The 16882-nt window shown below is 36.7% G+C and carries 13 protein-coding genes; 2 read left to right on the top strand and 11 right to left on the bottom strand.

Features of this window, described 5'->3' with window-relative positions:
- Positions 1-772: 772 nt before the first annotated feature.
- The 3 genes from ACRD7B_RS17090 to ACRD7B_RS17080 form a co-directional block, all read right to left on the bottom strand.
- Positions 773-2485 (bottom strand): acyl-CoA dehydrogenase family protein, encoded by a 1713-nt coding sequence (locus tag ACRD7B_RS17090; RefSeq protein WP_430825824.1) that lies wholly within the window; start codon positions 2483-2485, stop codon positions 773-775.
- Between the two features lie 129 nt (positions 2486-2614).
- Positions 2615-3634: an electron transfer flavoprotein subunit alpha/FixB family protein gene (locus tag ACRD7B_RS17085; RefSeq protein ID WP_430825823.1), complete on the bottom strand. Its 1020-nt coding sequence runs from the start codon at positions 3632-3634 to the stop codon at positions 2615-2617.
- A gap of 62 nt (positions 3635-3696) precedes the next feature.
- Positions 3697-4569, bottom strand: a complete 873-nt coding sequence (locus ACRD7B_RS17080; RefSeq protein ID WP_430825822.1) for an electron transfer flavoprotein subunit beta/FixA family protein — start codon at positions 4567-4569, stop codon at positions 3697-3699.
- 419 nt (positions 4570-4988) lie between these two features.
- On the opposite strand from ACRD7B_RS17080, the gene ACRD7B_RS17075 reads away from it, so the two are divergent.
- Both ACRD7B_RS17075 and ACRD7B_RS17070 read left to right on the top strand, forming a co-directional pair.
- Entirely contained in the window at positions 4989-5453 is a 465-nt protein-coding gene (locus ACRD7B_RS17075) for a methionine-R-sulfoxide reductase (RefSeq protein ID WP_430825821.1), read from the top strand.
- Between the two features lie 101 nt (positions 5454-5554).
- Positions 5555-5962 (top strand): hypothetical protein, encoded by a 408-nt coding sequence (locus ACRD7B_RS17070; protein ID WP_430825820.1) that lies wholly within the window; start codon positions 5555-5557, stop codon positions 5960-5962.
- 2 nt (positions 5963-5964) lie between these two features.
- On the opposite strand, the gene ACRD7B_RS17065 is transcribed toward ACRD7B_RS17070, so the two are convergent.
- The 8 genes from ACRD7B_RS17065 to ACRD7B_RS17030 all read right to left on the bottom strand — a co-directional run bounded on the left by ACRD7B_RS17065 (position 5965) and on the right by ACRD7B_RS17030 (position 16847).
- Entirely contained in the window at positions 5965-6429 is a 465-nt protein-coding gene (locus tag ACRD7B_RS17065; protein ID WP_430825819.1) for a hypothetical protein, read from the bottom strand.
- Between the two features lie 284 nt (positions 6430-6713).
- Positions 6714-7481: a Rossmann-like and DUF2520 domain-containing protein gene (locus ACRD7B_RS17060; protein ID WP_430825818.1), complete on the bottom strand. Its 768-nt coding sequence runs from the start codon at positions 7479-7481 to the stop codon at positions 6714-6716.
- A gap of 76 nt (positions 7482-7557) precedes the next feature.
- Positions 7558-8898: a sigma-54-dependent transcriptional regulator gene (locus ACRD7B_RS17055; RefSeq protein WP_430825817.1), complete on the bottom strand. Its 1341-nt coding sequence runs from the start codon at positions 8896-8898 to the stop codon at positions 7558-7560.
- A gap of 379 nt (positions 8899-9277) precedes the next feature.
- A complete protein-coding gene (locus ACRD7B_RS17050; RefSeq protein WP_430825816.1) occupies positions 9278-10030 on the bottom strand; it encodes a LytR/AlgR family response regulator transcription factor in 753 nt (250 codons plus the stop codon).
- A complete protein-coding gene (locus tag ACRD7B_RS17045; protein ID WP_430825815.1) occupies positions 10031-11182 on the bottom strand; it encodes a sensor histidine kinase in 1152 nt (383 codons plus the stop codon).
- Positions 11183-11262: 80 nt separating this feature from the next.
- A complete protein-coding gene (locus tag ACRD7B_RS17040) occupies positions 11263-14292 on the bottom strand; it encodes an efflux RND transporter permease subunit (RefSeq protein WP_430825814.1) in 3030 nt (1009 codons plus the stop codon).
- A gap of 7 nt (positions 14293-14299) precedes the next feature.
- Positions 14300-15391 (bottom strand): efflux RND transporter periplasmic adaptor subunit, encoded by a 1092-nt coding sequence (locus tag ACRD7B_RS17035; protein WP_430825813.1) that lies wholly within the window; start codon positions 15389-15391, stop codon positions 14300-14302.
- 106 nt (positions 15392-15497) lie between these two features.
- Positions 15498-16847 (bottom strand): TolC family protein, encoded by a 1350-nt coding sequence (locus ACRD7B_RS17030; RefSeq protein ID WP_430825811.1) that lies wholly within the window; start codon positions 16845-16847, stop codon positions 15498-15500.
- Positions 16848-16882 lie beyond the last annotated feature (35 nt).

The raw sequence follows: 16882 nt of genomic DNA, 5'->3' as shown, positions 1-16882 counted from the left end.
TACATTGCCATCAATGTCGCTAACTGTTCCGTAATTTTTGTCGGGGTTAAAAACAGCTGTACTGCGCCCATTCAGTACGTTGTAAGGTGGCGACGCTTCATCATCCTTACAACACCCCGCAAACAATAGCAAGACTGCTAACAGGGTAATCAGGGTTTGGTTTTGTTTCATTTTTTAATTATTTAATTCAATATTTTTTATGTAAAAAAATCTTCCCAATTAAACACTACCAGTTAATTGCAGAAACGCGAAAACGTAACATGTTTTTAGATAATAATTTTAGTCTAACATGATAAATACGGCAAATTACCATGTGAACCGATATATTTTACTGACGAATAAACAAAATTTCACCTTCATTATTAACAGTACAAATAACTGGATGTGAAATGTGATAAAATTGCAAACTAATGTAGACTATTAGCATCTCAGGTTAATTACTAAGCAGTCCAGTCGGCATGGCATGTAAGAAAAATAGCACCATGTGTATAATCAACAGAATCGTATGTATCAGTATTGGGGCTTAATGCATAGCATATAGCTGCGTATGTAAGGTTTACAAAACGACAACCAATAGAAGCAACGAAGTATTTAAGCTTGATAGTTGCATATGTAAGGAGACCAGAAGCGTATGTAAGGTATACAGCACGGTATGCAACAAGGCCAGCACCCTACACAAGCGATACAGAAGCATATGTAACCCTTAGTGCTACCAACTAAAAAGGCCATCCCTCACAGAATGGCCTTTTTTTTATAATCAGTTATATTGCTCTTATGCTTCTTCTAACCCAGGCTTATAGAATCCTAAATCATCGATAGTTGAGTTAAAGATGAAACCAGCTTTTGAATGGTTTTCTGCTTTTCCTCGTTTAATGATAATATCTGTTGATCCTCTGAATTTGTCATCACGTTGGGTATCTAATAACAATAAGTAACCCATAACGATGTTACCTGCCATTTCAACTAAACGACGTGCTTGAAAATCCAAGTACTCAGTGTCCTTAACGTCAACTACAGCTTTAACAGCTCTTTCGTACTCATCGGTCATACCAATTAAGGTACGACGATATCCATGTAGTTCAGGCTTAAGATCCATTACTTCGAATTCACGAATACGATCTAACAAACCACCAGTAGTTACACCACGAATGGCCGCTACAACTTGCAGCTGAGTTGTTCCTTCATAAATAGATGTAATACGAGCATCGCGATAAATACGCTCAACCGGATAATCTTTCATGAATCCTGAACCTCCATGAACCTGAACTGCATCGTAGGCCAATTGGTTACTGTACTCACTGGTAATACCTTTCAACAGTGGCGTGAAATAATCAGCCAACTTTTGGTAACGTTTCATTTCCTGACGCTCTTCTTTTTCAAGTTTACGCTCTTCAGAAATGTGCATGTATGTTTTGTAAATATCAACGTAACGAGATGTTTCGTACAATAAAGTACGAGACGCATCAAGCTTAGCTTTCATTGTTGCCAAAATCTCATATACAGCAGGGAACTGTATAATAGGTTTGCCAAACTGCTCACGTTCCTTAGCATAAGCCAAAGCTTCGCGATAAGCCGATTCAGAAACACCAACAGATTGAGCACCGATACCCAAACGAGCACCGTTCATTAAGGCCATCACATACTTGATCAATCCCATTTTACGTGAACCAACCAATTCAGCCGGAGCATCCTTAAACACTAACTCACAGGTAGGAGAACCTTTGATACCCATTTTATTCTCTAAACGACGTACAATAACTGCTTTATCGTTACGGTCGTAGATAAACATAGATAAACCACGTCCATCTTGAGTACCTTCCTCAGAACGAGCCAACACTAATGCAATATGTCCATCACCATTGGTGATAAAACGTTTCACACCATTAAGTACCCACTTGCCATCTTTCAATTCAGCTTTTAACTGAACAGCTTGCAAGTCTGAACCAGCATCCGGCTCAGTTAAATCCATAGCCATTGTCTCACCATGCGAAACACGTTTTAAATAGCGCTCTTTCTGGTCATCATCAGCGAATTCATTGATTGTTTCGGCACAATCCTGTAAGCCCCAAATGTTAACAAAACCAGCATCGGCACGTGATACAATATCAGCAGCCATGATGTAAGGTACAATAGGGAAGTTCAACCCATCGTATTTACGAGGTAATGTTATGCCCATCAAACCAGCTTTCACCAAGGCGTCAAGGTTCTCTTGAGTTCCTTTGGCATAAACCACTTCGTTATTAACAATCTTTGGACCTTCCTGATCCACACTTTCGGCGTTTGGTGCTACTATGTCACCACAAATCTCACCTACAATGTCTAAGGTTTTTTCGTAGCTATCCATGGCATCCTCAAAGTCCATGGGTGCGTAATCGAATTTATCTTTATCAGCAAAATTGCGTTCTTTAAGAGCCACAATCTTTTTCATTAACGGATGCTCCAGGTGGAACTTTAAATCCGGGTTATCTGTGAAAAAATTTGCCATTTTGTTTTATATTTTGAGTTCCAATCACTCGGAATTCTGATCCAACATTTATTTAATTAGATAATAGATTTTTAGATGTTAGACGATTAGACTTTATTCAGCATGTCTATCATCTCGTTGTCTACTAATCTATTTAGTGTTCTTTTTATAGAACTTAATCAACTTAGGTACAACAGCACCCAAATCACCAGTTATTACATAATCGGCAATTTTATTAATTGGTGCATTCGGATCATTATTAATGGCAATAATCATAGCCGACTCTTCCATACCTGCTGTATGCTGAATCTGACCAGAAATACCACAAGCAATGTATAACTTAGGTCGAACCGTTACTCCTGTTTGTCCAATCTGACGTTCATGACTGGCATATCCAGCATCAACTGCTGCACGTGAAGCACCAACTTCACCACCCAATACATGCGCCAATTCTTCCAACTGAGCAAAATTCTCTTTTGAACCAACACCGTAACCACCAGCTACAATAATTGAAGAATTTTTAATATTAACCTTCGATTTTTCCATGTGGCGTTCGATAACTTTCACCACCAAATCTTCAGGTTTTAACATTTTGTCAATGTCCAACTTATTAACTTTTCCTTTATAAGCGGCATCGTACACTTCCTTCTTCATTACCCCTTCACGTACTGTAGCCATCTGTGGGCGACAATCAGGGTTAATGATGGTAGCAACAATATTACCACCAAACGCAGGACGAATCTGGTATAATAAGTCTTTATATTCTTTTTTCGCTTTTTTATCCTCGTGATCACCAATTACCAAAGAAGTACAATCGGCAGTCAAACCACTTTGAAGAGCTGAGGAAACACGTGGCCCCAAATCGCGACCAAATGTTGAAGCTCCTAATAATGCTATTTGTGGTTGTTCTTTTTCAAACAATTCAACAATTACCGAAGTATGTGGCAATGTTGTATACGGATCTAAACGAGCGTCATCACCAATATGTACCACATCGGCACCAAAAGGGTATAACTCTTTTTCAACTCCTTTAAGGTTATGTCCAAGAACCAAAGCTTCTAACTTACACTTTAATTCATTGGCAAGGGAACGTCCTTTAGTCATTAATTCCAGACTAACGTCGGCAACTTTTCCCTCCTCTATTTCGCAAATTACAAATATGCTGTTCATTGTATAAGATTTAAGATTACGACATGTGATTTGATGTTATCAAACCAACTTGTTGTCAACAATTATCCGATTGTGTGATTTGCAATTAAGTCTTTCATTAACTCATCAATCTCTTCATCGGAAGGCGTTAAGCGTTTCGACTCTTTCGCCTGGAACACAACGTTCTCAATTTTCTTCACTTTAGTAGGAGAACCTGTTAAACCTAACCATTTAGCATCCGAATCAATATCATTAACACTCATTTCTGCAATGTTAAGATATGGACGATCAGCTGTCATGTCGATATAATCTTCGGCTTCGCCTTGGCGTTCTGTTATGGTTTTCGCATGCTTAAATTTCATAGTTAATTTAGCATTACGCGGGCGACAATCCGGTGCACTGGCATTAACAGTAATAACACCAGGCAATGGCATCTCAACTGTTTCTACTCCACGCTCCAAACGACGCTTAATAACCATCTTATCTTTGTCTACTGACAATACCTCTTCGGCATAAGTAACCTGAGGCAAACCTAATTTCTCGGCAACCTGAGGTCCAACCTGGGCAGTATCACCATCAATGGCCTGACGACCAGCAATAATTAAATCAACCCCATTCATCTTTTTAATGGCACACGAAATAGCATAAGAAGTAGCTAAGGTATCAGATCCGGCAAACGCACGGTCGGTTAACAAATAACCATCGTCGGCTCCTCTGAACAAACCTTCTCTAATAATATCAGCTGCACGTCCTGGTCCCATTGTTAATATAGTAACTTCGGTTCCAGGGTATCTATCTTTCAATCTGAGCGCTTGCTCAAGAGCATTTAAATCCTCAGGATTGAAGATGGCAGGCAATGCCGCACGGTTCACCGTTCCGTCAGCTTTCATGGCATCCTTGCCAACATTTCGGGTATCAGGAACTTGCTTAGCAAGAACAATAACTTTTAATCCCATCGCTTCAATATTTTGGTAAAGAATTATTAACGGACGACAAATATATAAAAACAAGTGAATTAACAAAGCTCAAACAAAAACATTAACAATCATACACTTATAATATGTACACATTCAACAAAGGCTTTTTCAGCATGCATAAGCAACACCATCACCAGCCACTATTAACACTGATTAACTGAACATTAGACAACAAGACTTCAACAAAAACACTAAACTCTTTCAAATCATCACTAAATGAACAAAAAACCTGTTGATTTGCTTTATTTATAATTAGTATAAGTAACAGACATACTTTATTAGTATTCATAATATGAAACGAGCCATGAGAGAAGCTCTCTCGCACAGGAGAATGACTAATCCCGATAGCTATCAGGAGGCGAGTTCCATGTGACCATTAAGAATTAAATTTTAGACACATGAAAACGCATAACAAGCATTATAAAAATATATCCTTTACTTTAATTGTTTTAAGCCTAATGCTTTTATCAAACACACAACTTATGGCACAAGCAAAAGACAGTCTTAACTACAATTCTTTGAATGAAGCAGAAAAACGAGTTATAATAAATAAAGGAACTGAATTACCGTATACTGGCATATTTACCAATCATAAAGGAAAGGGTACCTATCAGTGTAAACAATGTGATGCACCTTTATATCATTCAAACTCAAAATTTGATTCGCATTGTGGGTGGCCAAGTTTCGACGATGAAATTGAAGACGCAGTGAAACGCATCCCAGACATTGATGGTAAACGAACCGAAATAGTTTGTGCCAATTGTGATGGTCATCTGGGTCACGTATTTCTGGGTGAGGGATTTACAAAAAAAAACACACGACACTGTGTTAATTCCATTTCTTTAAAGTTTGTAGAAGAATAGAATCTGCAAAAATTATATGCATAGAATGCGCTTTAATAATTATGATTAATTTATATTTACAACGACAATTGATATAGATAACTCATAATACGAAGCAATCCATGCTTAATTTTTCAGATTATTTTGATGAAAAGAAATGTTACGCCGCTAGTTTAATTAAATTGGCACAAGCTGACGGTGAACTCTTAACCTCAGAAAACATGTGGTTAAACTTTGTTACCATTAGTTTAGGCATAAGTCCACAAGAGCTAAAGGAGATAAATGAAAACCTTGAGAAATTTAGTTTCCAAACTCCAAAAACAGAAAGAGAACGTTTTTTTATGTTCTTTCGAATGGTTCAATTAATGAAGGTCGATCTTAAAATCGATGAAAAAGAACTAAAACTTTGTAAAGATCTTGGTGCGCGACTTTATATTAATACTAATAAAGTAGACAAAGCTCTTGAATTTGTCAAAGAGCATGAAAGATCATTAATTAAATTTGAGGACGTAGAAGCAATACTTAAATAGTATTAGGCGCGTTTTTGTAGCTCGCTACAACATTTAGCTCCATTTTTAGTTGAAGGGCAAATTTTAAAGAATGGGCAATCAGGTGGAATATAATCACACAATTCAATGTCAACCATAGAACCAACCTGTGGGTAAACATGGTGTTTAATGTGTTCCCTTAATTGTCCGTATCGAATTAAATCAGGAACACAAGGTGAAAATATTGGATTTAAACCATATGCCTTGTATACTTCAATTAATGACTGACAAAGTTCAGTTACCTCAATATTTGACAAAAGTGACAAGCGAGGGAATACAAACTGCTCAAGTCCAATTAAGTCTGCAACCCTTATGCCTTTATGGTCATCATCAATAAATGGTATATACTCATTAAGAAAAGTGTTTGTATGCAGGCCGCTTAGCTTATCCGCAGCATTACAACGTGCCACATCTAAATCTTCAATCAATTGTTCAATATATCTTTTCATCCCAACTCTCTTAGCCCCCTAATGTTCCATTCAACGAAAATTAATCGGAGTGGTTACACCAAAAGGAATGTTTAACAATCGTTCACTTATATCCATATGGTGTACCAAAAAACTAAGGATTAATGTAATTTGGTTAATATTAACATACATTTCAATATTGCCTCATTTTCAAAACATGAGACTTGCAATACATTTTGGTGTTACAAAAAGTTTAATGTAAAAGAAAGACTAATATACTTATAGCTATCCTGTGATGTAAAATGGAATTAGAAGAGAACAATACTTTATTTACTCTTGCTCAAAGCTAATATCGATTCAGTTAAGTTTTTATAAATAGATTCAAAAGGTTCATTACCCTTCAATAAGCGCATATGTTTTTGAATAATCAATTGATCGTTTCTACTAGCCGGTCCGGTTTGTGTTAATCGAGGTGAAAGGCTCATTACCTTATCAGCTGTTTCTTTAATTAAAGGGTTTAATAATTCAAATGATAGTCCACTATCATCCAATAAATCTTCGGATAGACGATACATGTGATTGACAAAATTACAAGCAAAAACAGCAGCAACATGCAGTTGGCCACGTTGTTGAGAACTGGCCTTGCTTACTTTGTCAGATAAGCTTTCTGCTAGTTTCAATAAACACTTGTAGACCTTATCATTATCTGCTTCCAATAAAATTGGCACTTGCTTAAAATCAACTTGCTTTTCCTTGGTAAAAGTTTGGAATGGATAAAAAACACCATATTGATCAAAACGATTCAATACTTGCACATCTACACTACCTGCTGTATGACACACTATACCTTTCAATTCAGGTAAATCTGCAATAAACTCTACCAAAGCATCATCCTTAACCGATACAATGTAAAGTTCAGCTTGCAAATTTAGTTCACTCTTACAACTAATGGCCTTAGACGATAACTTATTCGCCAGCACTTCTGCGTTAGTATGAGTTCTACTAAATACCTGTGATATTCTATGTCCTCTTTTAACCAGAGCTAAACCCAATTGTGTTGCTACATTACCAGAACCAATTAAAACAATATTCATGATTTTGTCATTTTGCTCTACGAAGATAAAAAAGGTTTAATATAAATAATATCAACGCATCGAAAACCAGATGGAACTATAAACCATACTTTCTAATTCGTCGATATAAGGCTGTACGCGTTATTCCTAATGCCTCTGCCGAATGCGTAAGATTGCCTTCCTGTGTTTGCAGTACTTTATTGATGACGTGTCGCTCAATCTCTTCAAGGTTATAAGTATCGAAATACACATCGTCGCCATAACTATCACCATTATGATGACATAAATCTTTTTTGGACAGCAGATTATTATCAGCCATAATAACCCCTTTTTCAACCGCATGCTGAAGCTCCCTCACATTACCAGGCCATGCGTAATCCATCATGCATCGGAGTGCAGACTTATCTACCTTCATTGGTGGCTTTCGATAATGGCTGCAATACAAGGTTATAAAATGTGATACTAATAAAGGAATGTCTTCCTTTCTCTCACGAAGTGGAGGTAAAACTATTTCAACCGTATTAATTCTATATAATAAATCCTGCCGAAACTCATCATCCTTTACCATTTGGTAAATTGATTTATTAGTAGCGCACACCAACCTCACATCAATCGGTCGAGGTTTCGATTCACCAATACGAGTTATTTCACGCTTTTCAATTACTGTTAAAAGTTTTGATTGACAAGATAAATTAAGGTTGCCAATCTCATCGAGAAATACAGTGCCTCCATGTGCCATCTCAAATCGTCCAGGACATGCTGCTTTAGCATCAGTATAGGCTCCTTTAGAATGACCAAATAATTCGTTCTCAAATAAGGATTCACTTAAGGATCCCATATCAACACTTAGTAATAAATTCTTTTTCCTCGATGAAACCTTGTGAAGTGCATCTGCTACAAGCTCCTTCCCTGTTCCATTTTCCCCTAATACTAATACATTTGCATCAGATGGCGCAACCTTATTTATGGTACGCACAATCTCCTGCATGCACGGTGATCGATAAATAAACTTTATATCACCATTGGATGGTTTCTTTTTAATTGGTGGGCTTTCTTCCTTTTTTAAATAGGATAATACTTTCTGAACAAGTCGCTCATTTTCCCAAGGTGTTTTAATCACATCCTTGGCTCCCGATTTAATCGCATTTACGGTATCTTCAATTCGTCCATGCGGTGTGTAAAATAAGACATTCGCATTTTCATTATGCTTTAGGATATGATGCAAAACTTTAAAACCTGCATCCTTCTGTTTACTTTCTGTTTCAATATCAAGTGCCAGGATAACGACGTCATACTCATGACTCTTTAAAAACTTTGTGACTTGACATGGGCTATTCACCGAATCAAACCTCTTCACATGCACCTCCAATAAAGACTTTAGAGCATACACAACATCCTTATTAGCATCCACTGCTAATACACTACCCATTCTTCCCATAACGTCTCAATTCTTTTCTTAATTTAAGACCTTTATATCCGAATATCCACTCTTTTAAGTATTTTTATGAAACAAGACTAAACAAGCTCTGTAGACAATGTAGCCTTTTTATATTTATAACCTGATAGTTACAGCATATGCAAGGTGACATACGCAATTAATAAAAGCAATGCTGAAACGATTACAGTTAACAAAAGTTCTAAAACCATATCTCTAGCTATTAACTTTCTCTTTATCTCTTCCCTCATGGCATTCATTTCTGTTAATATTATTAAATGAACATCAATAAATGTGCCATAAAGTAAAGAATTGAAAAAATACACTTTCAACAAAAGCTAGAACTAGTAAGGGAAACAACAATATCTATGATTCAAAACGCTTAACTATTTAACCATTTTTTAAAATCTTTTACCCGCTCGTTACTTACTATCACCTCCTTGTCAAAATCCGGCATTAGATCAATTTTAACCCGCCTCTTAAACCAGCTGTGCATTTGTTTTATTGCATCAATTCGAATTATTATCTGACGATTGACTCTAAAATAAACACTCGGATCAAGTACTTCAACTAATTTATCTAAAGTAAAATCGATTAAGTAACGTTCCCCTTGCTTATCAACAATAAAAACGTATTTACCCTCAGCAAAGAAATAAGCAACATCATCGATACAAATAGACATTATTCGCTCACCCACCATTACCATGAAACGTTTTTGATACTGCAGTGAATCAGATTTCATGGCTTGCATTATTTCCTTATAATCAACAACTGGTTCATTTGCATGATAGTTTTTGAATTTATCTAAACTACGCTCCAGATCATACTTATTTATTGGTTTCAATAGGTAATCTACACTATTTACTTTGAATGCCTGAATGGCATATTGATCGTATGCAGTAGTGAAAATTACAGGTACCTTAACCTCAATATCATCAAAAATACCAAAGGATAAACCATCGGATAAATGTATATCCAGAAAAATTAAATCAACCTGGTTTTCTGCCAACCATTTCACGGTACTTGCAACCGATTCTATTTTATTTTCAATAGAAATATTCGCATCTAATTGCAAGAGCTGCCTCTCCAATTTATTGGCAGCAATACGCTCATCTTCTACAATTAATACTTTCATTTACGAATGGTGCTTATGGCGTTTACAATTAGTTTTAAATATGCCCATCTTAAACGAGTGACATTTAAACGAATCACTTTCATTTGTTCCAATAGCATCTGTATGTTCTCCTTCAAACAAAGGAATATGTGCTACATACTCTTTCTCTGTCTTCTCAAACACCGGTTCCAGACCAGCAATTCGGAAGTAACGTTCTCTTAAATTCTTTAATCCCATACCAGTACCACTTGCTTCCACTTGTCGTACTTGCAAAGTATTAACAATAGCCAGCTTATCTTTTTCAATAAATATTTTTATATCCAGAGGCTGTTCTTTTCCAACCACATTATGCTTTATGGCATTCTCAACTAACATCTGTAATGAAAGCGGCGGCAAATACTTATTCAAATATGCCTCATCAATGTGCAAATGCATATTTAAACCATCTTCGAACCTAATCTTTTGCAGAAAAACATAGGAATCTAAGAAATGTAGCTCTTCTCGCAGGCTAACTGCAGTGCGTCCTTGAATATTTAAAATATAACGATACACTGAGGCAAACTCATCAATAAACTCTTCTGCTTTATCTGCATCATCGTGCACTAATGAGGAAAGCACATTCAGACTATTAAATAGAAAATGTGGATTAACCTGACTTTTTAATACTTCAAGTTGAGACTGCATATTCTCCTTTTGCAAACGCTCAGATAACAATACACTATCTTTCCATTGATTAAAGAAGAATGCACCTTCGGCTAATGATACCAACAAGGCATTAATTACAATCCCCATCGTGATTTCTTGGAATAAATGCTCCTTAAAAGTAAATGAGTGACTCATTTGAAGGTACTCATGCAAAGGATACAGGAAAAAATTAACCAAAACCATTGCTATAATAACCGTTGCATTGGTTAAGCACACCTCTACAATAACACGAATCAACTGATGCTTCTTCCAAGGCAATTTCTTTTCAAGCCAAATTATTTCAGATAATACAACATATGCAATAGAAGAAGTGAGCACTACGGAAATAATTAACCATAATAGAAAATCACGGAAAATATTAAAATCAGCCCCAAATCCTTCAAAATAGAAATGCTGTATCTTAAAAAACAAGGCTGGTAATAGTCCTGCAAAAATAAACCACTTAAATGTCTTCCAGGTGATCTTCATAATTTTATTCTAATATAAAAACGGTCTTAAAAATAAGGCATTCTATTAGTTATTCGGGTAAACTGGTTAATTTGTTTATGCTATTTCTTTCTCGTTAAAAGATTATACAATACAGGAACAAGCACTAAGGTTAACCCTGTTGACAGAATTAAACCTCCAATAATGGCCCATCCCATTGGCGCCCACATATCACCTCCACGAAGTGTTAAAGGTAACAAACCTCCTACAGTTGTGATAGTGGTAAGTAGTATTGGTGTAAAACGCGTTTGCGCAGCTTCCACAACACTTTCCAAAATATTGCTTCCTTCCAACCGTTTCTGATTGGCATAATCGACAAGAATGATACTACTATTAATAACAATCCCCATCAAACTGGTTAAACCAACAAAGGCCATAAATGAGAATGAATATCCTGTAATAAACAATGCAACAAAAGCACCTGAAATAGACAAGGGTATGGCTGAGAATATAATCAATGGTTGCGAGAAGGACTTAAATTGCAATACCAAAACTGCGAAAATGCCAAGTAAAGCAATTATTAAGGCTTGCCCTAAGCTTCCAAAACTTTCATCCCTGCTTTCTTGCTCACCTCCCATCATATATCGTGTACCATTAGGGAAATCGTATTGCTCAAGTTCTAACATCAATTCACTGGTCACCTTAGCAATGCTTTCGATATTCTCATCCACATCGGCTGTAACAGTAATATACCGTTCCAGATCGTAGTGATCAATGCGTTTAATATTTTTATCAAACGCAATATCGGCCACTTGTGAAAGCGGTATCTGACCACCTTTGTGCGAAGGTATAAAAATGCGATCCAAGGCCGGAATATCATTGTTCCCAACCATATTTGATTTTAAGATAATATCATAATCTTCACCCAAAGCATCCTGATAATTGCCAATATTTAGTCCGTTTACAGCAGCACGAACGGCCATATCGATATCTAAAACACCAACCCCAAGCATACCAGCCTTATCATAGTTGATTTTAATCTTCAAGGCTGTTCTATCCTTACCAATCGGGTTATTTACATTTATTGCAGCAGGGGCTTTTCGCAACATTAGCTCAACATCAGAAGCCATGGATTTTAGTTGTTCCATATCATCTGAAAATAAACGCACTTCGATGGGCGCATTTACTGGTGGCCCCTGAGCAAATTCCTTCACCTCAACCTGAGCAGAGCTATAGCTTTCGAATCGCTGCCTTAATTCTTTAATTATTAAATGCATTCGTTCACTATCATAATCATCCAAAACGGCCAGTAATTGTCCCTTGTTAACAGCAGGTTTAAAAGTCATCATGTTATAATAAACGATGGGGTTTCCTTCTCCTATGGTTACAGCAACATTATCAACTTCCGGATAACTTTTGAGCACCTCACTCACTTCTTTCATCACACCCTCGGTATAACTTAAGTTACTTCCTTCAGGGGTAGATACGTTAACCAACAACTGATTTTTCTCCGCTTTTGGAAAAAAACTCACTCCTATATAGGGCATCAAAGCAATGGAACCTATAAACACAACGAGTGAAACCGCTATGGTTAAAACAGGTCGCTTAATGGCACCCTTAACCAGAGGTTTGTAATAATTAGTAATGAAACGTTCTAATAACGATTTTTTATTTTTTTCCTTTTTCTTCTTTAAGACTCTACTACTAATAAATGGAGCAAAAGTTAAAGCTATAAAAAGCGAAGCCAACAAAGCATAAATGACGATAAGTACAAGTGTTTTTATAAAATCGCCAACATCATTGCCCATCATTAACATGGGAGCAAAAGCTAAGACCGTTGTTGCTGTTGAACTGATCAAAGCGAGTCCAATTTCGGAAGCACCTTTCACGGCTGCTTCAACCGGTTTGTAGCCCAATTTTATAAAACGGTAAATATTCTCAACAATGGCAATGCTATTATCGACCAGCATACCCAAAGCAATAATTAATCCCGCAATGGACATTTGCTGCAAACCATAGCCACCAAAATCGAGTAAACCAATGGCTGTTAGAATGGAAAGGGGAATTGAAACAATCACCACTACGGATGCTCTAAAACCAACCGCAAGCATCACAATCAATCCAACCAAAAGAATACCTTGCAAAAAGCTAGAAGAAAATTGCCCAATACGCGCGCTAACACTATCCGCTTGCTTAAATACATATTTGACTTCAACATCTGTTAACAGCGCCCCCTTAAACGCTTCAATTCGCTCTTCAAGCCGTTTATTTACATCGTATATATTGACTCCTTTTTTCTGTCGAACCGATAACCAAACTGTAGGTTGATCGTTAAAATAGGCTTTAACATTTTCCTTTTCGTAATCAAACTCAACTTTGGCAACATCCTTGAGGTAAACCACATGGCTATTAGCTCCACTTAAAACCGTATTGCGAATAGCATCTAAATCGTTGAACAAACCACTTGACAAGACATTGAATTGTTTATTTCCAATATCAACACTTCCTCCTGGTATACTACGATTTATACTTTGCAGCGTAGCCATAACTTGTCCTAAAGACAAATTGTAATGTGCCATTTTTTCTAGGTCACAAACAATGCTTAATTCTGGACTTCTCTCGGCTTCCATCTCAACCGCACGAACTCCGGCTGTACTTTCTAATTTTTGTTTTAAATCTTTTGCCGTTGTCTTAAGTACTTCAGGCCCTTCCACGCTGGAGCTTATGGCTAATTGCATAATGCTGACATCCAATATGGATGGCTGATCAACATCCATGCGAACAATGGTTTCCGGTAAATCATCACGAATCTCATTTACCTTTTGTACAATTTCGCGATGGATATTATTATAATCGTTACCGTATTCGAATTCGATGAATAAAAAACAAACACCATCCGTAATCTCTGTTGAAATGGTCTTAATGTAAGCCAACTCATTAATTGCTTCCTCAATAGGATTGGCCACTAAAGTCTCCATATCTTCAGGAGATGAACCCGGATTAACAACTAATATATTAGTTGCTTTATACTCTACGTATGGGTCTTCCGATTTAGGCATTGTGCGATAGGATACGATTCCTAAAACGGAAAGCATCAGCACAATAACAATAGTAAACTGATAATTATTTATGGCTAAACGTGGTAATTGCATCTTACTATTATTTCGAATTTAAACTAACCAACTGATTACTTTTTAGCTCACGAGCGCTTTCAACAACAACCTGCCGGTTTATTAAGTCATCGTTTCCAACTAAAGCTAAATGCTCATTGATAATATGCTTAACTATTATTTGTTCTTTTTGCACTCGATCTTTATCAAGTATAAAGATGCTCGCCTTATCGCCTAAACCTTCGTGAAGTGCCTCTATTGGAATCATAGTGTAATCCTGCTTATTGCTTGGCTGAATAATAGCCCGTGCAAAAAAACCAGGTTTAACTTCCAGATCATCCGTGCTTACGCTAAGTTCAATTGTGTATAAACCGGTTTGAGAATGGGGAGAATCACCAATAAGGGTCACTTTTCCTTCTAACTCTTTATCATCCCATGCATCTAAAGTTACAATGGCCTTATCGCCTTCTTTTATGCGAATCACATCTTTGTCGGTTAATCCAACTTTTATCATCCAACTATTATTTGTTGATGCATATAAAAAAACGGGATTTCCTATTCCTATTAACTCATTCTCCTCAATGAACTTCTTTAAAACAATGCCATCATCCGGAGCTACAATTGAAGAATATTGCTGGTTATGCTTCAACATTATTAAATGTGCATTTGCCATATCAAGCGCCGTTTTCGCATTCTGAAGACGCTCCAATGTTCCAACACTATCAGCATACAAGGCTGTGGCACGTTTATAATCGCGCTCTGCTTTCTCAAGGCCAGATTTGGCCTGTTGCACCTGTGCGTTAATTTCATCTAAATTTATAGTTGCTAAAAGCTGCCCTGCTTTTACCCTATCTCCTTCTTCCACCAAAACACTTTTTACAACGCCGCCAACCTTAAAGCTCAGTCGTGTTTCTTTCTGAGGCGAAAGTGTCCCTGAAATACCAATTGGAATGGCTATTGATTCAGACTTGACATTGGCAGTTTTGATTGGGATGGCAAGTTCAGACTCCTCATTTTCAGGAGCAGTAGCTTTTAATTCGGTACAGCTGTAAAAACCAAGGCTTGATAAAATCAAACTTAGAATTATAAATGTTCCTTTTATAAGATTTAAATTCCTTTGGGGTAAGTTATTTGTTTGCATGGTTATGGTTTTAATATTTATGAATTATTCGAACAAATATGGAGATTGACTGCATTTCTGAACGATTGCTTTGGAACGAAGCCAACATTTTTCGGAATGAATAGTACTATTGAGGATTGAAAGAAGCTGTTACATACTCATATTTTGCCATACTCAACATATAATCAAACTTGCTTATGATGGCGGTAAATTCCGCCTCTGTCATATTGGTTCGTGCATCAATTAATTCGATTAGAGATAGCTCGCCCAAACGGTACTTCTTTTCGCTAATCCGATACACTTCTGATGCCTCAATACTTCGTGTTTTATTTAAACTAACATTAGTATTTTGGCGTTTCATTTCAAGTATACTCTCTTTTACCTCCAGCCTTATTCCATTCTGTAAATCTTGTTTAGCCAGAACTAGCTGTTGTTGTTGAAGTTTAGCTTGAGCTTTCTTTTGTTTGTTTACGGTACCTTTAAATAAGGTCCAGTTTAAAACCACCGAACCTGAGAAGAAATCATTATTGTTATTAAAATGGTAGTCTTGGCTTAGGTAGCCATAATCGCCTACCAAACTAACATTTGGCAAATTCTCAGCTTGATGCATTTTAGCCAAATATCCAACACTATTAACCTGATGCGTTATTTGCTTTAGCTCTGAACGCCTGTCAAGTGCTAACTCTTCAGCATTGCCTACATTAGGAAGTAAACCCAATTGAATAGACTCAACTATTTCAATTGGCGTATCCAAGGGTTGGTTCGTTAAAAAATTCAAATAGTTAATGGCAAGTTGGAAACCTTTTTGAGCTTCCGTTTCATTTAACTCAATGCGGTTAACCTCAGTGCGCGATCGTAAAACAACTTCTTTGGTTACCACATCGTTTTCAAGTAATTTCTGACTCACTCTCAGATTCTCATTTACCAAAGCTTTTGTTGATTCTACTAAGTCAAGAATTTGCTTGCTTCGCAACACATTATAATAGGCTTCTTTTATCTGAAAGGTTAAGGTTTGACGATAACGTAAAAGCTCTGCTTCACTGATGCCAATCGCTTCCTTTTGAATCTTATTATTTAATATCAAACTTCGATTATAAACGGGCTGATAAACCGATAACTTAGCTTCCTGTTCCTCTTCGGGCATCAGTTGAAAACTTTGGTTTCCCATGGTAGGAAACTGGCTCTGGGTTAAGGCATTTAAGGATTGATAAATGGGATTGACCAAATCGCCAATCGGAAATTCAAATGACCGACCTCCTTTGTTCATGGTTAATCGGCTACTAAAGTTTACCTGAGGCATAAATAGCCCCCTTGCCTCTCTTAGTTTTAAGATTGAACTTTGTAAGGCCAACTCACGCTGCTGTAATACAAGGTTACTCTCAATGCCTTTAAGCACATAAGTATCGATTACACTATTCTGAGCGTAATTAGGTGTACAAATAATTATTAAAAGGATTGTAAAAAGTATTTTTCTCATGGCAAAAGTTATTTTCTGCCAAAGAAATACAATGC

The sequence above is a fragment of the Carboxylicivirga fragile genome (assembly GCF_050589805.1).
GTDB lineage: Bacteria > Bacteroidota > Bacteroidia > Bacteroidales > Marinilabiliaceae > Carboxylicivirga > Carboxylicivirga fragile.
This window is presented reverse-complemented; position numbering and strand designations above follow the sequence as displayed.